Origin of the sequence: Ensifer adhaerens (assembly GCF_001270265.1) — a bacterium.
Classification (GTDB): Bacteria; Pseudomonadota; Alphaproteobacteria; order Rhizobiales; family Rhizobiaceae; genus Ensifer; species Ensifer adhaerens_B.
In genome coordinates, this window is the sequence record NZ_LGAP01000001.1 from 990955 (window position 1) to 1009122 (window position 18168).

The 18168-nt window shown below is 62.1% G+C and carries 20 protein-coding genes; 12 read left to right on the forward strand and 8 right to left on the reverse strand.

The window, feature by feature from the left end; all coding sequences use genetic code 11:
* The first annotated feature begins 171 nt into the window (after window positions 1-171).
* Genes AC244_RS04720 through mobB form a run of 3 tightly spaced genes read left to right on the forward strand, consistent with a single transcriptional unit; the run spans window position 172 to window position 2268 of the window.
* Window positions 172-1080, forward strand: a complete 909-nt coding sequence (locus AC244_RS04720; RefSeq protein ID WP_053247587.1) for a DMT family transporter — start codon at window positions 172-174, stop codon at window positions 1078-1080.
* Window positions 1081-1096: 16 nt separating this feature from the next.
* The gene (gene mobA, locus AC244_RS04725; protein WP_053247588.1) at window positions 1097-1762 is read left to right on the forward strand and encodes a molybdenum cofactor guanylyltransferase MobA; all 666 of its coding nucleotides are present in this window, start codon (window positions 1097-1099) and stop codon (window positions 1760-1762) included.
* Window positions 1759-2268, forward strand: coding sequence for a molybdopterin-guanine dinucleotide biosynthesis protein B (mobB, locus tag AC244_RS04730; protein ID WP_053247589.1), 510 nt, complete (start codon window positions 1759-1761; stop codon window positions 2266-2268). Before mobA ends, mobB begins: the two co-directional genes overlap by 4 nt.
* A gap of 83 nt (window positions 2269-2351) precedes the next feature.
* Here the strand turns inward: mobB and AC244_RS04735 are convergent, their stop codons facing one another.
* The 3 genes from AC244_RS04735 to AC244_RS36250 all read right to left on the reverse strand — a co-directional run bounded on the left by AC244_RS04735 (window position 2352) and on the right by AC244_RS36250 (window position 5946).
* A complete protein-coding gene (locus AC244_RS04735; RefSeq protein ID WP_053247590.1) occupies window positions 2352-3083 on the reverse strand; it encodes a polysaccharide deacetylase family protein in 732 nt (243 codons plus the stop codon).
* 105 nt (window positions 3084-3188) lie between these two features.
* A complete protein-coding gene (locus AC244_RS04740) occupies window positions 3189-5531 on the reverse strand; it encodes an OmpA family protein (RefSeq protein WP_053247591.1) in 2343 nt (780 codons plus the stop codon).
* A 199-nt stretch (window positions 5532-5730) separates the two neighbouring features.
* Window positions 5731-5946, reverse strand: a complete 216-nt coding sequence (locus AC244_RS36250; protein WP_152975837.1) for a hypothetical protein — start codon at window positions 5944-5946, stop codon at window positions 5731-5733.
* On the opposite strand from AC244_RS36250, the gene AC244_RS04745 reads away from it, so the two are divergent.
* The 4 genes from AC244_RS04745 to AC244_RS04760 all read left to right on the forward strand — a co-directional run bounded on the left by AC244_RS04745 (window position 5945) and on the right by AC244_RS04760 (window position 8972).
* Window positions 5945-6727 carry an ABC transporter substrate-binding protein gene (locus tag AC244_RS04745; protein ID WP_053247592.1) on the forward strand — a complete coding sequence of 261 codons (783 nt, stop codon included), beginning with the start codon at window positions 5945-5947 and terminating at the stop codon, window positions 6725-6727. The two genes, AC244_RS36250 and AC244_RS04745, sit on opposite strands and share 2 nt — an antisense overlap.
* 169 nt (window positions 6728-6896) lie before the next feature.
* Window positions 6897-7700, forward strand: a complete 804-nt coding sequence (locus tag AC244_RS04750) for an ABC transporter permease (protein WP_053247593.1) — start codon at window positions 6897-6899, stop codon at window positions 7698-7700.
* Window positions 7697-8527: an ABC transporter permease gene (locus AC244_RS04755; protein ID WP_053247594.1), complete on the forward strand. Its 831-nt coding sequence runs from the start codon at window positions 7697-7699 to the stop codon at window positions 8525-8527. The genes AC244_RS04750 and AC244_RS04755 overlap by 4 nt, the downstream gene beginning before the upstream one ends.
* 178 nt (window positions 8528-8705) lie before the next feature.
* Window positions 8706-8972, forward strand: coding sequence for an usg protein (locus AC244_RS04760; RefSeq protein ID WP_053247595.1), 267 nt, complete (start codon window positions 8706-8708; stop codon window positions 8970-8972).
* Between the two features lie 128 nt (window positions 8973-9100).
* Here the strand turns inward: AC244_RS04760 and AC244_RS04765 are convergent, their stop codons facing one another.
* Entirely contained in the window at window positions 9101-9805 is a 705-nt protein-coding gene (locus AC244_RS04765) for an SDR family oxidoreductase (protein WP_053247596.1), read from the reverse strand.
* A gap of 116 nt (window positions 9806-9921) precedes the next feature.
* The gene (locus AC244_RS04770) at window positions 9922-10647 is read right to left on the reverse strand and encodes a DUF2270 domain-containing protein (protein ID WP_053247597.1); all 726 of its coding nucleotides are present in this window, start codon (window positions 10645-10647) and stop codon (window positions 9922-9924) included.
* 180 nt (window positions 10648-10827) lie between these two features.
* Between AC244_RS04770 and AC244_RS04775 the strand changes: the two genes are divergently transcribed.
* The 4 genes from AC244_RS04775 (at window position 10828) to AC244_RS04790 (ending at window position 14551) form a co-directional block, all read left to right on the forward strand.
* On the forward strand, window positions 10828-11655 hold the full coding sequence (locus AC244_RS04775) for a class I SAM-dependent DNA methyltransferase (RefSeq protein ID WP_053247598.1): 828 nt from the start codon (window positions 10828-10830) through the stop codon (window positions 11653-11655).
* 106 nt (window positions 11656-11761) lie between these two features.
* Window positions 11762-12631, forward strand: a complete 870-nt coding sequence (locus AC244_RS04780; protein ID WP_053247599.1) for an NAD(P)-dependent oxidoreductase — start codon at window positions 11762-11764, stop codon at window positions 12629-12631.
* A complete protein-coding gene (locus AC244_RS04785; RefSeq protein ID WP_053247600.1) occupies window positions 12628-13350 on the forward strand; it encodes a DNA alkylation repair protein in 723 nt (240 codons plus the stop codon). Before AC244_RS04780 ends, AC244_RS04785 begins: the two co-directional genes overlap by 4 nt.
* Window positions 13351-13558: 208 nt before the next feature.
* Complete coding sequence (locus AC244_RS04790) at window positions 13559-14551, forward strand: carbon-nitrogen hydrolase family protein (protein ID WP_053247601.1); 993 nt, start codon at window positions 13559-13561, stop codon at window positions 14549-14551.
* 49 nt (window positions 14552-14600) lie between these two features.
* On the opposite strand, the gene AC244_RS04795 is transcribed toward AC244_RS04790, so the two are convergent.
* From AC244_RS04795 to AC244_RS04805, 3 genes are all read right to left on the reverse strand, one after another.
* Complete coding sequence (locus AC244_RS04795; RefSeq protein WP_025427268.1) at window positions 14601-15089, reverse strand: Lrp/AsnC family transcriptional regulator; 489 nt, start codon at window positions 15087-15089, stop codon at window positions 14601-14603.
* Window positions 15090-15154: 65 nt separating this feature from the next.
* Window positions 15155-15790, reverse strand: coding sequence for a uracil-DNA glycosylase family protein (locus AC244_RS04800; RefSeq protein ID WP_053247602.1), 636 nt, complete (start codon window positions 15788-15790; stop codon window positions 15155-15157).
* Complete coding sequence (locus tag AC244_RS04805) at window positions 15783-16376, reverse strand: thermonuclease family protein (protein WP_053247603.1); 594 nt, start codon at window positions 16374-16376, stop codon at window positions 15783-15785. Before AC244_RS04805 ends, AC244_RS04800 begins: the two co-directional genes overlap by 8 nt.
* A 224-nt stretch (window positions 16377-16600) precedes the next feature.
* Between AC244_RS04805 and AC244_RS04810 the strand changes: the two genes are divergently transcribed.
* Window positions 16601-18168: sensor histidine kinase (locus AC244_RS04810; RefSeq protein ID WP_063934067.1), on the forward strand; the 1568-nt coding region annotated here is incomplete at its 3' end.

Sequence of the window (18168 nt, forward strand, 5' to 3'; positions counted from 1 at the left end):
CTGACGTCGGACGTCTCTACTTGCGAGGGAAGAAAAATCGCCAGCTGGCGGGTTGGTGTTTGCACAAAATGGCGGCCGATGCTTAAACGGTATGCGACATCCCGCAACGGATTCGCCTTTCCCACCCGCCGTCAGGTTCCCGACCCGATCCGGCGCCGCAGGACAGCCAGCATGCAATCCTCCAGCAATTTCCGCGGTATCGTCTTCATGTGTCTGGCGATGGTCGCCTTCTCCTGCAACGACGCATTGGTGAAATCGGTGACCGGGGCGATGAATGTCGGCCAGATCATGTTCGTGCGCGGGCTGTTGACGACCTTGATGGTGATCGTCATCGCTCGGCATTTTCGGGCGTTTCGCCCGCTTCGCACCATCATGAAGCCGGTCATCATCCTGCGCATCGTCATGGAGGCGCTGGCTTCCATTACCTACATCTCGGCGCTCGGCCAGATTCCCCTCGCGAATGCATCGGCGATCATGCAGGCGCTGCCGCTGGCCGTCACGCTCGGCGCCGCCGTGTTCCTCGGCGAACCGGTCGGATGGCGGCGCTGGACCGCCATCTTCGTCGGCTTCATCGGCGTGCTGATCGTGCTTCGCCCGGGTCCCGAAGGCTTTACATCAGCCGCGCTCACCGTCGTTGCCTGCGTCTTCTGCACCGCCACGCGCGATCTCTGCACCCGTCGCATCGACCACGACATCCCCTCGCTCTACATAACGGTGACAACGGCGCTTGTGACGACATTGGTCGGCGCCGCATTGATCGTACCGCTTGGCGGCTGGCAACCGATGTCCTCGACCACGCTGACCCACGTCGCCGGCGCGAGCCTGCTGCTGATGGTCGGATACCAGACGATCGTGCTCGCCATGCGCGGCGGCGACATCTCCGTCATTGCGCCCTTCCGCTACACCAGCCTGCTGTTTGCGATCGCGATCGGCATCTTCTTCTTCTCGGAAAAGCCGGATGCCTGGATGTTGCTCGGTGTTGCCGTCATCATCGGTTCCGGCCTCTACACCTTCTATCGCGAGAGCCGGCGCGGCAAGAATCCCGTCGCCCAAAGCTCCGTGACCGGACCGCTCGAATAGGAATAGTGAAATCCCGATGCCAGCCGCAACGAAAACAGATGCGAGACAGACACAGTGGCCGGCCGTGGTGCTGGCCGGCGGTCTTTCGCGCCGCATGGGCCGGCCGAAGTCCGGCTTGCTTCTGGGTGGAAAGACCATGCTGTCGCGGATCGTCGAGAGGCTCCAGCCTCAGGTCGCCAGCGTCGCCATCAATCTCAACGGCGCCGCCGAGCGGGCGGCGATCGAGGGGCATCCGGTGATTGGCGATACCGTGCCCGGCTTTCTCGGTCCGCTTGCGGGTGTGTTGACGGCGATGCGCCACGCGGCCGCCACCACGCCGGCAGCAACGCATGTCCTCGTCGTGCCGACGGACACGCCCTTCTTCCCGCAGGACCTCGCTCAACGCCTGACCGATGCGATGACGGAACGTGAGCAGATTGCCGTCGCGTTATCCGATGATGCATTGCATCCGCTCTTTGCGCTCTGGCCGGTCACGCTCGCCGACGATCTCGAACACTGGCTGACGACGGATCCAAAACGCCGCGTGCGCGCCTTCATCGAGCGGCACCCGAACGTTACTGTCGATTTCCCGATGAAAGATACGGCCAACGGATCATTCGACCCCTTCTTCAACATCAACACGCCGGATGATCTGCTGCAGGCAGAGGAATGGCTGGGCATTCTCGGGGAGAACAGCGCATGACTGCGACTAAGATTTTCGGCATCGCGGGCTGGAAGAATTCCGGCAAGACCGGACTGATGGTTCGCCTCGTCACCGAACTGACGCAGCGTGGATATGTCGTATCGACCGTCAAGCACGCCCATCATGACTTCGACATCGACAAGGTCGGGGCCGACAGTTTCCGCCACAGGGAAGCAGGCGCCCACGAAGTCACCATCGTTTCCGGCACACGCTTTGCGATCATGCATGAGTTACACGGCGCGCCAGAACCCAGTTTTGAGGAAATCCTCGCCCGGCTCGCCCCGTGCGATCTCATTCTGGTCGAAGGCTACAAGCGCGAACCGATCCCGAAGGTCGAGGCGCGACGCCTGGAATCGGCCAACCGCGAGCCTCTGGCACCGACCGATCCGCATATCTGCGCCATTGCCGCCGACCACCCGATTGCCGACACGGAATTGCCTGTGTTCGATCTCGACGACACGAATGCCATTGCCGATTTCGTTGAGCGCGTGACGGGCCTTCGATAACGCAACGACACCGTGCGGTATGGGCAACGGCAGGCTTCGACCAATCTTCAACCTCACGCGCCCTACGGCGCGGTGGAGCGGTGTCAGTTGGTGGCGCCAACCGTCATTTCATCGGGAATATCGTTGAGGCGGACGAAGCTGTAGCCCTTGGCCTTCAGGTCGAGTATGCCGCGGGCGACGCCGGCGCCGGCGGCGTGCGTCTGAGCGATGATGACGTCACCGTCCCGCGCGTTGCGGATGCGCTTCTCGGCCATCGCCGCGGCCAGCAGCGAGCCGCCGTCGCCATTCACGGAATAGCCGGCGATGCGGTAGCCCATCTCGCGAATCTGGCTCATCGAGGAATGGGTGTACTTCGCCGTTGCGCCGCGGAACCAGCGTGGTGTCGCAATGCCATGCGCCTTGATTGCCGCCGCCCCGCCTTCGACTTCGGCCGCAACGGCCGCGCTCGAGCCGGCGGCCGCCAGCCCATAGACGGAAATCTTGATATCGATCGGCGGCACATGCATGGCGCCAGGATCTTCGATTTCGAAGAGGTCCGGGTGCGCCTTCATCACCTCGACCGCCAGCCCATTGCGCTTCGGCCAGCGCGCCGTCACGAAGATCGTCGCAGGGATGCGGTTCTCGATCAGCGTGCCGAGGATGCGCATGTCGGTTGCCCCGCCGCAGGCATCGAGCGTCAACGCCACGCGCGGCCGCTGGTCCTTGCCGACAGGATTGCTCGGAAGCCGCAGGTCCGGCTCGACCAGCGCCGGTGCCGCAATGGCGGAGTGAGCGGACATCGCAAGGGCGGCAAGCAGAAGAGAAGCGGTTTTCATGACAATCCAGAAAGAAATAGAAGAATGAAACGGAAACGGCAGAAACCCGCCCTGTGACAGGCGGGTTTCGCAAGATTTACGCGGGCACTCGCGCCCGAGACTTGGTCAGCGCTGGGCGACCGGGCGAACCAGCGGCGTGACGCGGCGAATGGTAACGCGGCGGTTTTGCTGCTCGGCTTCCTCGGTGCGAACCTTGAGGAAGCGCTCGCCATAACCCTGCGTCACCAGGTTTTCGGCAGGAATGCCGTAGACCTCGGTGAGCAGCGAGGCAACCGATTCGGCACGCTGGTCCGAAAGCACCAGGTTCGAGCGGTCCGAGCCGACGGCGTCCGTATGGCCTTCGATGAAGAAGGTTTCACCCGGATCCTTGGCAAGCACCTTCTCCATCGCCGCTGCGACATTGCGCATGGTCTTTGCCTGCGACATCGACACTTCGGCACTGCCCGTCGGGAAGGTGATGGTGTCGAGGTCGATGCGGCGGACCTTGTCACGCACACGCGCCGAGTGACGGACCTCGTCGATCGTATAGACGCGCTCTACGCGCTCCACCGGCGGCTCAGCCAGGAAGTCGTAATAGTCGCGGTCCGGATCGTCCGAAACATCGGCAATATATTCGCGAACCGGGATGCGCAGTCGCATCGGCGGCAGCTCGTAACCGACGTCGATGATCGCCGGACGCGGGCCTTCGTCACGCTCGGGTGCGTAGATCATCAGGTACTCGTTGCCGTCACGATCAACACGCGAACGCTGCAGGATGTCGCCGTAGCGGTTATAGATCGTGACGATCCGGTAGCCACCCGGACGAACAATGGTCTCGCGGGTCCGGCCGCGCGGCAGCTCGTCGTAGAAGGTTTCCTCCGAATCGCGGCGGAGGCGCGGTCGGTCGTCGCCACGAACGAAGATCTGGTCGCCGACGCCAAGAATGACGCGGTTGTCGATCTCCTGGATCACTTCCACATTGGTGACATTGTTGGTGACGTTGTTGACCGTCGTGTTGTTGTTGATCACCGTGTTGTTGACGACGGTGTTGTTGACGATGTTGGTCGTCTCCGGCACCACGAATACGGGGGCCTCCTCGATGCGCGTGCCCTTCTCGGCCAGGTTCGCCTCGATCGTTTGCGGCATGTCGGCCTGGATTTCAGCCGGCATCTGCGCCTGGGCCGCGGCGTCGTCGGTCGGCGGCGGAGCGCTTTCCTCCTGCGCACGCAGTTCTTGGCGCAGCTTCTGGCGGTCTTCGCGGGCCTGGTTGCCGCCGGCATTGTCGGCGTCCTTGTCGCTATCGAGAACGGCCGCACCGTTTTCGACCGGAAGCACGATGGTCTCGTCGCTCGCGGCCGGATCTTCGGCGATCTTCAGCTTTTCTTCCTCGGTGCGGGTATCGACCACTTCCGGTACCGGCTGGACCTGCGGTTGCTGCTCGGCCGTCGCCGGCTGCTCGGCGCCCGGAACCGGCTGACCCTCGCCCGTCTGCGGTTCGGTCGGCTGCGGTTCGGTCTGCGGCTCGACGGCGGGTGCGACGGCTTCGCCGGCATTCTGCCCATCGGTTACAGGCGGCTGTTCGCCCGCCTTCTGTTCTTCGGTCACCGGCGGTTGTTCACCGGCATTCTGGCCTTCCGTTGCCGGCTGCTGGCCGGTCGCTTCACCGCCAGCCGGCGGGCAAGCGGTGGAGGCGTCCTGACCTTCCGGAACGACGCACTCGCCTGGCTGGGCCTTCTGGGCTTCTTCGGCCTGACGCTTGGCTTCTTCCTCAGCTGCCTTCTGCTGTTCGGCGGCTTGGCGGGCGGCTTCGTCTTCCGCAGCCTTCTGCTCATCGGCGGCCTTCTGCTGGGCTTCGCTTTCAGCGGCCTTCTGGGCTTCTGCAGCTTTCTCCTGCTCGGCGGCCTGGCGCGCAGCCTCGTCTTCAGCGGCCTTCTGCTGCTCGGCGGCCTGGCGGGCGGCCTCCTCTTCGGCAGCCTTCTGCGCCGCGGCGGCCTTTTCCTGTTCGGCGGCCTGGCGTGCGGCCTCTTCTTCGGCAGCCTTCTGCTGTTCGGCCGCTTGCTGCTCCTGTTGCTGGCGTGCGGCTTCCTCTTCTGCAGCCCGCTGGGCTTCTGCGGCCTTCTCCTGTTCGGCAGCCTGACGTGCGGCCTCTTCCTCGGCAGCCTTCTGCTGCTCGGCGGCCTGGCGGGCAGCCTCTTCTTCGGCAGCCTTCTGCTGTTCGGCGGCCTGCTGCTCCTGCTGCTGGCGCTGCTGTTCTTCGGCGGCCCTCTGCTGCTCTTCGGCTGCGCGCTGCTGTTCTTCGGCCTGGCGCTGCTGCTGCAGCAGTAGCTCTTCGTCCGACGGCTGACCGCTCCCTTCCTGCGCCACCTCAAAAGGCTTCATCAGGCTGTCGGCAAGGGCTGGTTGCACCGCAAGCGACACCGAGAGCACCGGCAGCGCTACGGTTGCGAATAGTCTGGATCGAATCGACATTGTCTTCCTTCCTCGTCCTGGGAGGTCCCTGGCCTGCCACTGTTACCCACCGGACAGCCGGTTCGGCAACAGGAGACAGGCGAATTCTCAAGGGCCTTGATCCAAGGTTCCGGCTTTTTTGTGTTGCCCGTCAAACGAGCCGCAAACGCAACGCCCGAACCTCCAATCGGTTCCCGCAATAGGCGTAGCCAAAGCAAGATTAACCGGCGCTGAACGCGCCGTTCATGTTTGCGCCGATCACGGTCGCTGCAATCTCCGGTCGAAATTCTTTTCCCGGTGGGCGTTTTCGCTTTCCTGTTGATTTTTGCCGGAAAACAGTACGAATATCGCTCCAACCGGCGGCAAGCGCCCCGGTCAAGATAGGCATCCGTGAAGAACAAAAAACCGGATGTCGGCCAACAGAGAGGACTATCATGCGTATTTCCAGACGGCTGGCAGCCGCCGCATCGGTTGCCGTTTTCGTGCTCATGGCTGGCTCGGCCATGGCAGATGGCGAAAAGGTCGTTATCGGCACGGAAGGCGCCTACCCGCCCTTCAACAACCTCGAATCCGACGGCACGCTGACCGGCTTCGACGTCGACATCGCAAAGGCTCTTTGCGTCGAGATGAAGGCCGAATGCACGTTCGTGACGCAGGACTGGGACGGCATCATTCCGGCGCTGATCGCCAAGAAGTTCGACGCCATCATCGCGTCCATGTCGATCACTGCCGAGCGCAAGGAAAAGGTCGACTTCACCAACAAGTACTACAACACGCCTCCGGCGATCGTAGTTCCGAAGGATTCACCGATCACCGAAGCAACCGAAGCAGCCCTTGCCGGCAAGTCGCTCGGCGCGCAGGGCTCGACCACCCACTCCAACTATGCCGAAGCGCATATGAAGGGTGCGGACATCAAGCTCTATCCCACCTCTGAAGAGTACAAGCTCGACATCGTCAACGGCCGCATCGACGCCGTGATCGACGACGTCGTCGTGCTTTCGGAGTGGCTGAAGTCGGCTGACGGCGCATGCTGCAAGCTGCTCGGCACGCTGCCGGTTGACCCCGTCATCAACGGCGAAGGCGCCGGCATTGCGGTGCGCAAGGGCGACGACGCGCTGCGCGAGAAGTTCAACAAGGCGATCGAAGCCATCCGCGCCAACGGCAAGTACAAGGAAATCAACGAAAAGTACTTCCCGTTCGACGTTTATGGCAGCTGATCAACGGCTTCCGGCCTGTTTTCCTAGTGAATCATGCCGGAAAAACGTTAGTTGATGAAAAAAATGCAACGGCGGACGGCTTGCCCTTCCGCCGTTTTTGTTTGACAAGAACCTAAAACACAAGCGCGATCCATATGCATAAGAACAGCGCAAAGGGGAATTCTCTGACATGAGCGGGTTATTTGCCGGCTTCTATTCGATCCTAGCCTGGATCGGCTCCATAGTGGATCCATTCTGCGGCCCGGTCGGCGTATTCCGCTGGCTGGCACCCGGTACGCTTCTGGCCTGCGGCGACGCAGGCTGGGGCGACGAGATCGCCTACGGCTTCGTCGTCACCGCAAGCCTTGCCATCGCGACCTTGCCCGTCGGCTTGCTGATCGGCTTCTTCGTCGCGCTCGGCAAGCAGTCCGAAGAGCGCACTGTTCGTCTCGCCTCGAACATCTACACCACCATCTTCCGCGGCCTGCCGGAACTCTTGACGCTGTTCATCGTCTATTACGGCCTGCAGATCCTGGTGCAGCAGCTCCTGGCATCGTTCGGCTACGAGGGACCCGTCGAGATCAACGCCTTCTTTGCCGGCATGATCGCCCTTGGCGTGGTCTTCTCGGCCTATTGCTCCGAGGTTCTGCTGTCAGCCTTCAAGGCGATCCCGCATGGCCAGTACGAGGCCGGCGCGGCGCTGGGGCTTCATCGCGGCCGCACCATGCGGTTGATCATCCTGCCGCAGCTCGTGCGCATCGCCTTGCCCGGCCTCGGCAATCTCTGGATGGCGCTGCTGAAGGACACGGCGCTCGTCTCGGTCGTCGGCCTGCCCGACATCCTGCGCCAGACCGGCATTGCCGCCCGCGTCACCAAGCAGGCGTTCGAGTTCTTCGGCATGGCCTGCATCCTCTTCCTGGTGCTGGCCATGGTTTCGTCGATCATATTCTCGAACCTTGAACGCTGGACCAAACGCGCGGAGATGGGCCGATGAGCTTCGTCGAGACGATGATCCCTCCGCAGGCACCGCCACCGGCGCCGCCCAAGCCTTATACCCTGGCCCGCTTTGTCGGCAGCGTAACACTCGGCATCTGGCTTGCGCTTGGCGTTGGCATATTCCTGACCGTCGTCAACGGCTGGGACCCGGCGAAATTCACCAAATACGGTCCGAGCTTCCTGTCCGGCCTTGGCGTCACCCTGATGCTGGTCGCCTGCTCCGTCGTGCTCGGCGCCATCCTTTCGCTGCCGGTTGCGCTCGGCCGCATGTCCAAGAACAAGATCTGGTCTTGGCTCGCCTATGCCTATGTCTACTTCTTCCGCGGTACGCCGCTGATCGCCCAGCTCTTTCTGATCTACTACGGCCTCGGCAGCTTCCGCCCGCAACTGGAATCGGTCGGCCTCTGGTGGTTCTTCCGCGAGGCCTGGAACTGCGCGCTCTTTGCCTTCACGCTGAACACCGCCGCCTACCAGGCGGAAATCCTGCGCGGCTCGATCGAGAGCGTGCCGCGCGGCCAGCGCGAAGGTGCAGCCGCCCTTGGCTTGCCGGAGCGCATTGCGTTCTACAAGATCATCCTGCCGCAGGCGATGATCGTGGCGCTGCGCCCCTACGGCAACGAGATCATCCTGATGATCAAGGGCTCGGCGATCGTCGCGATCGTCACCGTGTTCGACTTGATGGGCGAAACGCGCCGTGCCTTCTCGCGTACCTTCGACTACCAGATGTATGTTTGGGCGGCGATCCTCTATCTGCTGATGGTGGAACTGCTTCGCAATATCTGGGCCTGGCTGGAAAATCGCCTGACGCGGCATCTGAAGCGTTGAGGTCCCGGGGCCAGCGAAGGCTGAGCTAAGGTGAAATGGCTTGGCAGCACTCCTCAAAGAGCGCTGCCAAGCCATTGTTATTACGCCAAAAGTTTCATATTGGAGCGAATATTAGAACTTGATTAATAAATCAAGCGTTTCATCATAGAGACCAACCTTTGCGAAAAGTGAGGTTTATATGACGAACGAAATGGAACTGCAGCTGAAGGGCTACGGCGTGACCACGGCCCAGATCCTCTACCGCATGCCGGACCATCCGACGTTTCTGCAGACCTATATCTGGCAGCACTACGACATCGCCCCGGATTTCCCGGAGATGCGCGGCTTCCTGAAGTTCTGGCAGGAAAAGCTGGACGGCCCGCTGCATTCGGTACGCTACGTGCATCGCAAGCTGATATCGGCCACCGAATGGCGGGCACTCAAGGGCGAGTTCATTCTGCACTGAACCCGCCCCGACTGCATGATGCCTTAAACCGGATTCGATCCGGCAGGGAAATCATGCAGCCAGGTTAAAGTGCTACAGCGTCCTTAGCCTGTCACACGCGACGCACGGCGCTGCGTGGACCGACGCAATCAGACCGACCGGGTAATGCCGCCGTCAATGCGGATGTTCTGGCCGGTGATGTAGGCACCGCGGTCGGTCGCCAGAAGCGCGATCAGTTCCGCCACCTCCTCCGACGTGCCGTAGCGCTTCATCGGAATGCGATTGCGCCGCTCTTCCGTCTCCGGCAGGCTGTCGATGAAACCGGGAAGCACGTTGTTCATGCGGATGTTCTCGGCGGCGTACTGATCCGAGAACAGCTTGGTGAAAGCGGCAAGCCCCGAACGGAAGACGCCCGATGTCGGAAACAGCGGATCGGGCTCGAAGGCCGCATAGGTCGAGATATTGACGATACTGCCCGACTTCTGCTCGCGCATGATCGGCGTCACCAATCGTGCCGGACGAACTGCGTTGAGGAAATAGACCTCCATGCCCTTGTGCCAATCCTCGTCGGTCAGCTCCAGCACCGGCGCGCGCGGGCCGTGGCCGGCCGAATTGATCAGCGCGTCGACACGCCCCCAGGTGTCATAGGCCTTGTCCACCAGACGCTTCAGGTCGTCGTTGGACTGGTTCGAGCCGGTGACGCCGAGACCGCCGAGTTCCTTGGCCAGCGCCTCGCCCTTGCCCGACGATGACAGGATCGCCACGCGATACCCTTCGGCCGCCATGCGCCGCGCCGCGACCGCCCCCATGCCGGAACCGCCCGCCGTGATCACCGCTACTTTTTCGCCAGCCATAGTGCTGCTCCTGTTCGGTTTTTCTTTGCCGGGATAGAAGCAGTCGGCCGCGGCAATCTCAAATGACAAATTCTGAACACAGCCACAAATGCACACATCCTTGCGGGGTATGCGTGTCAGACGTGGACCTCGCCATGAGCCAGTTCGCCCTCACCCGGTTCCTTGTGCAGCGAGCCGTAGAGCACGACGGCGTAGAACAGCACGACCACCAGGATGACAGGCCAGCCCGGCAACGGGCCGAGCGCAGCATTCTCCGCGACATCGGTCCAGGAGCGCACGTGCCCGAAGGGCTCGCCATTGGTCGACATCTTCGGCGACGAGATCTTGAGCGCCCAGGCGAGCAGCAGGATCAGGTACATCCAGCAATAATTGCGCTGCAGCCGGCGGCACAAGGCTTCACGGTAGCTCATCAGGAATGCCGGCTTGCGCAGGCTCTTGGCGATCGCCACCGCCCAGTTGAGGTTCGGCGCCCCGTCCGGTGCCAGGATCTGTGCGAAATAACCCCGCTCAAGTTGGCGCACCCGGGCGCGATAGACATCTAAGAAGCGGTAGCGCCGCGCCTCGATCAGGAGAAGCAGCGTGATCAGCAAAATGGCAAACAGCAACACGCCGTGATGGGAGGAAGGCGTCGACAATGACACCGACAAGAGCGCCGCAACCACGGTGATCGCCCAGTTGGACGTGCGGTCGATGCGGTCCCGCCAGCCCGCCATCCGCCCCATTTCGCCGCGATAATAGTGTACGACTGCGTTGATCTGCTCCTGCGAGGTCTGTGGCAGCGGCGGGCCCTTCGGCTCCTTGATTTCCGTGCCCGCCAGCAGCGGACTGAGTTCGGCGGCCATCGGCATTTCCTCCGTCTTTTCTTGTTGTTGCGATCATGAACCCTTTCCTTGCCCGGATAAATCCCGTGCTCGCCGGCTCACGTCGCTTTTTCCGCTCCGCACCCTGATAACGCGAGGATCCCGGTCGGCTGCGGCTCGCGGCGCATTGCCAAAAGCGGCCTTCGGACGTAAGAAGCGCGCATGACCCAGAACACCACGAAAATCGACGAGGAAGCGCTGGCGGAAGCCTACAACCGCGCCCTTTCCCTGGAAAAATCCGGCAACTTCGATGCCGCGGCCGATGCCTATGCCGAAGTGCTGGCGCTCGATCCCGAGGATCACGGCGGCGCCGCGGTGCGGCTCGCCTCGATGGGACGCGGCGAAACGCCTGTGAAGGCGCCGGACGCCTATGTCGCCACCCTTTTCGACCAGCACGCAGACGTGTTCGACAACGTGCTCGTCGAGCAGCTTGGTTACTGCGTTCCTCTGCTCGTGCGCCAGCGTCTGCAGGCGCTTGAGCTCGGTCCGTTCAACCGCGTGCTCGACCTTGGCTGCGGCACGGGTCTGACCGGCGGTGCGCTGCGCGACATGGCGGACGACATCACCGGCATCGACCTCTCCGAAAACATGGTCGAAATCGCCCATGAGAAGGATCTCTACGAGACCCTCTATGTCGCCGAAGCGGTGGACTTTCTCGACGACAACGACGACGAGCCCTTCGACCTGATCGTCGCAACCGACGTGCTGCCTTACATGGGCGCGCTCGAGGCACTGTTCTTCGGCGCCGTCGACAATCTCGTGCCCGGCGGCCTTTTCATCTTTTCCAGCGAAACGCTGCCGGCCGAGACCTTTGCCGGTCGCCCCTTCATGGTCGGCCCGCACCAGCGCTTTGCCCATGCAGAGGCCTACCTGCGCGAACGTCTGGCGGCGACCGGCTTCGAAGTGATCGAAGTCGGCGACATCACCGTCCGGATGGAAGAAGGCGAACCGATCGCCGGCCACCTCTTGATCGCCCGCTTCAAGCCTTAATCAGACAAGACAGGCGACGGAGCAGGCTTCACCTGGTCCGTCGCCCCTTTCGCGCACCGGCGCCATCGGCTAAACCTCACCAAAAGCAATTGGGAGTGTTTCGGAAATGGCAAAGGTCGCATTCATCGGTCTCGGCGTCATGGGTTACCCTATGGCCGGGCACCTTAGGGTACGTGGCGGACACGAGCTGACGGTCTATAACCGCACCTTCGCCAAGGCCGAAAAATGGGCTGCCGAGTTCGGTGGACGGGCGGTTAAGACGCCGGCCGAAGCCGCCGATGGCGCCGAATTCGTCTTCGCCTGCGTCGGCAATGACGACGACCTGCGCTCGGTCACGACAGGCAAGGACGGCGCCTTCGAAAAGCTGAAGGCCGATGCCATCTTCATCGACAACACCACGGCCTCTGCCGAAGTCGCACGCGAGCTTTATGAGGCGGCCCGCGCCCGCGGTGCCCATTTCGTCGACGCGCCCGTGTCCGGCGGCCAGGCTGGCGCCGATAACGGCGTGCTGACGGTGATGTGCGGCGGCGACGAGCCCGCCTTCGAGCGCGCCAAGCCGGTGATCGAGGCCTTTGCCCGCATGGTGGGGCTGATGGGTCCGGCGGGTGCCGGCCAGATCACCAAGATGATCAACCAGATCTGCATCGCGGGTCTCGTCCAGGGCCTCGCCGAAGGCATTCACTTCGGCAAGAAGGCCGGCCTCGACATCGAGAAGGTCGTCGACGTCATCTCCAAGGGTGCCGCCGGCTCCTGGCAGATGGAGAACCGCCACAAGACGATGAATGCCGGCAAGTATGATTTCGGCTTTGCCGTCGACTGGATGCGCAAGGATCTCGACATCGTACTGGCGGAAGCCCGCCGCAACGGCGCCAAGCTGCCGGTGACCGCGCTCGTCGACCAGTTCTATGGCGATGTCCAGGCCATGGGTGGAAACCGCTGGGATACGTCTTCCCTGCTCGCCCGGCTGGAGAAATGACGCTCTCGCCGACCTCGAGTCCCAGTGACATCATCGCGCACCTGCGGGCGCAGCGCTCGCAGGAGAACCTTGCCGGCATGGCGCGTTTCGGTATCGTCACCGAGACGGCCGTTGGGCTCTCGAATGTCGAGCTCCACCGGATCGCGCGGTTGGTAAAGATCGACCATGCCCGTGCGCTTGAGCTCTGGCGGTCCGATATCCGCGAGGCACGCATTCTCGCTGCCTTCACCGCAGACCCGAAGGCATTGACGCTCGACGAGGCAAGACGCTGGGCTGCGGATTGCAATTCCTGGGAGGTGGTCGACACCGTCGCCGACCTCTTCGTGACCGCCCGGTTCGAACAGATCCTGATCCCGGAATTTGCGGCAGACCCGCGTGAATTCGTTCGCCGCATCGCCTTTGCGATGATCGCGACCGCCGCCGTGCATCTGAAGAAGGAGCCGGACGCAAGCCTGCTTGCCTGGCTTCTGCTGATCGAGCGCCACGCCGGAGACGAGCGCAACTTCGTCAAGAAGGCGGTTAACTGGGCGCTGCGCCAGATCGGCAAACGTAGCGCTGCCTGTCACGGCCCGGCGCTGGCGCTTGCCGAAAAGCTCGCCGGAAGTTTCGATCGCACAGCAAGATGGATCGGCAAGGACGCCCTGCGGGAACTGACGAGCGACAAGGTCTTGGCAAAACTCGGTCTCACCGACGCCGGCACGGATCGCGCGCAATCCTGAAGCGGATCGGCGCTTTCGACACGTTGACGAATCATAATGGCGGCGCCATCCTTTCCGTGGCGTGACCTGCGCCTAACCTCCCAGGACCGTCCCCAGCATGGTCTTAATCGGAGGCAAAGGGACTTCCGTCTCGGGTTTCTTGTCTTGGTCCGACCGTCTCGGGCGTGGTTGCTGGGGAACTGAGCCTGCGACGTGAAAGGCCCCGACAATGACCAAAAATGCCAATCTCAAGCGTCGTGTCCGCGCTCGCGCAGCCAAAACAGGCGAGTCCTATACATCAGCTCTAAGACACATCAGGCAAACACCCCCTGACCATCCCGCTGCCAAATCGGTTCGGTTGGCAGTCGCGCAGACGTCGCTTTTCAACGATCCTCGCGATATTTCCGGACTTCAAGCCAGTGGAATGGAGATGCGCCGCCTGATGCGTGACGCACACGGAGCAGGAGCGCAGCTTATCCATTTCCCGGAGGGAGCGACGTGCTCGCCCAACAAGCGCATCATGTCTGAAACCGGCCCCAGAGAAATCGGGCTTGCCGATTGGAACCGGTTCGAATGGACAGTTCTGCGCGAGGAGCTGGACGCAACCAGCAAGCTGGCTCGAGAGCTTGAGATATGGACGGTGTTCGGCTCGGTCCATCAACTTAGCTCACCGCACCGCCCGCATAATTGCCTCTATGTCGTCTCCGATCGCGGAGAACTGGTGACGCGCTACGATGAGCGGATGCTATCGAACACGAAGATCTCCTTCATGTACTCGCCGGGGAATATCCCGGTGACATTTGAGGTTGGTGGCATCCGTTTCGGCTGCGCGCTGGGGATGGAAACGCACTATCCTGAAATATTCACCGAATATGAAGGACTGGATGTCGATTGCGTTCTGTTCTCGACAACAGGCGAGACCCCTTCCGCCGCACCATCTTTCGCGGCCGAAGCGCTGGGGCATGCTGCGAGCAACACCTATTGGATCAGCTATTCCGCCCATGCGCCGCAAAGCGTCACCGTTCCCTCGGGAATAGCCGCGCCGCATGGTCAATGGGTCGTACAATGCCCGTCCGACGGCGCTCCCGCTATTGCTGTCGCCAACATTGAGATTGATCCAGAGCGTCCAGCGCGACTGTGGAGACGAACGGCTCGCGCCGATCTTTACATGCCGCATCGGGTGCACAATGATCCAAGAAGCGACGGTCGCAACACATTCTGAGAAGAATCAGGTCAATGGGGCGGCGTTTACTGCCGCCCATCTGTCAGGCTCAATCCTCGCTGGATTTCGCCTGGTCGATCATCATGTAGTCGAGCGGAAGCTCGGTCGTGTACTTGATCTGCTCCATGGCGAAGGCGGAGGAGACGTCGCGGATCTCGATCTTGGCGATCAGTCGCTTGTAGAACGCGTCATAGGCAGCAATGTCAGGAACGACGACCCGCAGCAGATAGTCGACGTCGCCGCTCATGCGATAGAACTCGACGACTTCTGGGAACTCGCCGACCACTTCCGAGAAGCGCCGCAGCCATTCGATCGAGTGCGTGTTGGTGCGGATCGACACGAACACGGTCACCTTGGTGTTGATCTTGACCGGGTCGAGCAACGCCACCCGGCGGCGGATGACACCATCCTCTTCCATCTTCTGGATGCGCCGCCAGCAAGGCGTGGTCGACAGGCCCACCTTCTTGGCGAGGTCGGCAACGGCCAAGGTGGAATCCTCCTGCAAGAGGCGCAGGATTTTGCGGTCTAGACGATCCATAAATGTCCCTCTCGAATTATTTTTCTTTCTATAGCGCGAAATCGGCAAAGATAAAGAATAATTTTTCAGGAAATCAACAGGCTGAGCCGCTCACGCAAAAACGGTAAAACATCGGCCTCGAACCAGGGATTGCGCTTCAGCCAGCCGGTATTACGCCAGCTCGGATGCGGCAACGGCAGGATCGCAGGCACGGCATTGCGCAACGCGTAGCGCCGCCAACCGGCAACCGTTTCGGTCATCGATTTCGGACAGTCCGGCCCGATATGCCAGCGCTGCGCATAGTGGCCGATCGCCAGCACCAGCTCGACCTGCGGCATCGCCTCCATTACCCTCATCCGCCAGAAAGGCGCGCATTCGCGGCGCGGCGGCAGGTCGCTGCCATGGGCGTCGTAACCGGGAAAGCAGAACCCCATCGGCACGATCGCCAACTTGTCCCTGTTGTAGAAGGTTTCCCGATCGATCGCGAGCCACTGCCGCAGCCGGTCGCCGGAAGCGTCGTTGAACGGCAATCCGCTTTCGTGCACCCGCAGGCCCGGCGCCTGTCCGGCAATCAGCACCCGCGCGGATGTGGAAATGACCGCCACCGGCCGCGGCTCGTGCGGCAGCCGGTCTTCCGGCCCGCGCGCCGGCTGATCGCGACAGATGCGACAGGCCGCGATAGCGGCACGAAGCTCTCCGAGATCATCCCGCTCCTCATGCATCGCCAATCCTCGCAAACAGCGCCGAGATCTGCTCGAACAGCCAAAGGCGGATGGCATTGAGCCAACTGTCGACGACATGCGGCGCCTCGTCGGCATGGCCGTTGGTGCGACGCCAGGCTTGTGGCCGGGTAAAATCGCCGCCCCAGAGCCCGACGTTCTGCCTTTCCGCCGATGCTTCCTCTTTCTGATAGCGGCCGTAGCTGACGGCATAGCCGGTCGCGACCATTTCCCGTCCGATGTCTCGCCCATTGGTTTCGCACGTACCGAGATCACGGCCATATTTATCGCGCCCGTGCAGCCGACAACGCGTCGCGGCGCCCGAAACCATCGCCCTCAACCGCTGGCGAGCGTCGGCCCCGCAATCCCACTGCGCGCCATCGCGCTCGCAGGTCTGGCCGATCTCGGGCGCGTCGATGCCTTCGAGGCGTATGCGCCGACCATCAAGGCGCAGGCTGTCGCCGTCGCTCGCGATCGCCATCCCGGAGAGCTCGCCCGTCACGGTCCGCTCCGGCGGCGGTAGCTGCGAGGCGACATAGGCGCCGGCGCAGAGGATCAGAAAGAAGATCCAGCCACCGATGGTTCCCATGCGCCCGGCAGGGGCGCCACCCTCAGCACCCCTTCTGCCGCCCGTGAACCGATATCTGGATCTGCCCGATCTCAATTTGCTGCGCCCCGTCCGCTTTGCAACGCCCATTGAAACCGCAAATCACGATCGCGCCACAATGGTTGTCGAATCCTTCATGTCAGGCAGCAACTTCTTAAGGATTGCTCACTAGACTGCAACCAGCTGTAACCTTTGCATATAAGAGCATGAGTATCGCCGTCAGCACATCGACAGATAAGATCATTGTCGACAAGTCGCGAAGCCATCGAAACAAGGCTGTTTCGAAGACAGTGCGCGCGACGCGCGAACGGCTGCAAACCGGTTCGTCAGCCCCCTCCGGCTTCGAACGCGAAATGCTCAATCTCTATATCGGTTCCGCATTGCATGGCGCCATCGCCATGCCGCTGCTGGTTGCATTCATCACCGCCGTCGGCATCTACCTCTCCGGCAATTTGAGCATCGTCGTCTGGGCTGTCATGACGCTTTCGGCCCACGCCGTCACCGTCTTCCTGGCGCGAAAGGCGCGCAAAGAAGACATGGCTGCGGACAAGGTGCCGGTGTGGCGCCGCCGCTTCCTGATCGGCCAGTTGCTGATGGGCCTTTGCTGGGCGACGTTCGTGACGCAGGACTGCGCCACCTGCGGCGAGATCCGCTATGGCCTATTTGAAGGTGCTGGCCTGCTGATCGCACTGGCCGCCACCGCCATGGGCACCTTCCTGCTGCGCAACGCCCTGCTCTACACCTTCTTGCCCGTCGTCGCCGCCCTCGCCTTTTCCTCCCTGACCACGGGCGATCCGGTTCATGTCGGCCTGACCGGCGTAATCTCGCTGTCTCTGCTGTTCCTCGTCTTCATGACCGACCGCATGAACCGCGCTAATGTGCATATTCTTTCGATGCAATCGGAGAAGGACGATCTGATCGCCGAGCTCGAAGTGGCAAAATCCATGTCGGACGAAGCCCGCAGGCGCGCGGAGGAAGCAAACCTTGCCAAGTCGCGGTTCCTCGCCTCGATGTCACACGAGCTGCGCACGCCGCTCAACGCCATTCTCGGCTTCTCCGAGGTCATGTCGACCGAGGTTCTCGGGCCGCTCAACAATCCGACCTACAAGGAATATACCAGCGATATCCACCGCTCGGGCGAACATCTCCTCAACCTGATCAACGAGATCCTCGACCTCTCGCGCATTGAGGCAGGCCGCTACGACCTCAACGAAGAATCCGTCAACCTCGTCGATATCGCCGACGATTGCATCGGCATGGTCCAGCTTCGTGCCCGTGCCAAGTCGATTAGCATCCATGCGCAATTCGAGCAGGGCATGCCCGCCGTCTGGGTCGATGAAAAGGCCATGCGCCAGGTCATCCTCAACCTGTTGTCGAATGCGGTGAAGTTCACCAGTTCCAGCGGCGAAATCACGGTCAAGGTGGGCTGGACGGCCGGCGGCGGCCAATATCTCTCGATCAAGGACAATGGCCCGGGCATTCCCGAGGAGGAAATCCCGATCGTGCTTTCCGCCTTCGGTCAGGGCTCCATTGCCATCAAGAGCGCCGAACAGGGCACCGGCCTCGGCCTGCCGATCGTGCAGGCGATCCTTGCCAAGCACAATGGCGAGTTCATCCTGCGCTCAAAGCTGCGCGAAGGCACCGAAGCCATCGCCATCCTGCCGGCCCGTCGGGTGCTTGAAAGCCTGCCCGCCGTCGAGGACCTGCCCCCCCCCGCCCGCCGCCGCCCGTGCCTCGCCCGCTCCGCACTCGCTGAAACAGCTCGCTCCACCCA

Bases quoted from the DNA above. Each gene is read 5' to 3' on its own strand.
- mobA (WP_053247588.1), top strand. From the start codon at position 1,097: ATGCCAGCCGCAACGAAAACAGATGCGAGACAGACACAGTGGCCGGCC.
- AC244_RS04785 (WP_053247600.1), top strand. From the start codon at position 12,628: ATGACGCTCTCGCCGACCTCGAGTCCCAGTGACATCATCGCGCACCTG.
- AC244_RS04740 (WP_053247591.1), bottom strand. From the start codon at position 5,531: ATGTCGATTCGATCCAGACTATTCGCAACCGTAGCGCTGCCGGTGCTC.
- AC244_RS04790 (WP_053247601.1), top strand. From the start codon at position 13,559: ATGACCAAAAATGCCAATCTCAAGCGTCGTGTCCGCGCTCGCGCAGCC.
- AC244_RS04805 (WP_053247603.1), bottom strand. From the start codon at position 16,376: ATGGGAACCATCGGTGGCTGGATCTTCTTTCTGATCCTCTGCGCCGGC.
- AC244_RS04775 (WP_053247598.1), top strand. From the start codon at position 10,828: ATGACCCAGAACACCACGAAAATCGACGAGGAAGCGCTGGCGGAAGCC.
- AC244_RS04770 (WP_053247597.1), bottom strand. From the start codon at position 10,647: ATGGCCGCCGAACTCAGTCCGCTGCTGGCGGGCACGGAAATCAAGGAG.
- AC244_RS36250 (WP_152975837.1), bottom strand. From the start codon at position 5,946: ATGATAGTCCTCTCTGTTGGCCGACATCCGGTTTTTTGTTCTTCACGG.
- mobB (WP_053247589.1), top strand. From the start codon at position 1,759: ATGACTGCGACTAAGATTTTCGGCATCGCGGGCTGGAAGAATTCCGGC.
- AC244_RS04755 (WP_053247594.1), top strand. From the start codon at position 7,697: ATGAGCTTCGTCGAGACGATGATCCCTCCGCAGGCACCGCCACCGGCG.
- AC244_RS04765 (WP_053247596.1), bottom strand. From the start codon at position 9,805: ATGGCTGGCGAAAAAGTAGCGGTGATCACGGCGGGCGGTTCCGGCATG.
- AC244_RS04745 (WP_053247592.1), top strand. From the start codon at position 5,945: ATGCGTATTTCCAGACGGCTGGCAGCCGCCGCATCGGTTGCCGTTTTC.
- AC244_RS04795 (WP_025427268.1), bottom strand. From the start codon at position 15,089: ATGGATCGTCTAGACCGCAAAATCCTGCGCCTCTTGCAGGAGGATTCC.
- AC244_RS04800 (WP_053247602.1), bottom strand. From the start codon at position 15,790: ATGCATGAGGAGCGGGATGATCTCGGAGAGCTTCGTGCCGCTATCGCG.
- AC244_RS04780 (WP_053247599.1), top strand. From the start codon at position 11,762: ATGGCAAAGGTCGCATTCATCGGTCTCGGCGTCATGGGTTACCCTATG.
- AC244_RS04735 (WP_053247590.1), bottom strand. From the start codon at position 3,083: ATGAAAACCGCTTCTCTTCTGCTTGCCGCCCTTGCGATGTCCGCTCAC.
- AC244_RS04750 (WP_053247593.1), top strand. From the start codon at position 6,897: ATGAGCGGGTTATTTGCCGGCTTCTATTCGATCCTAGCCTGGATCGGC.
- AC244_RS04720 (WP_053247587.1), top strand. From the start codon at position 172: ATGCAATCCTCCAGCAATTTCCGCGGTATCGTCTTCATGTGTCTGGCG.
- AC244_RS04760 (WP_053247595.1), top strand. From the start codon at position 8,706: ATGACGAACGAAATGGAACTGCAGCTGAAGGGCTACGGCGTGACCACG.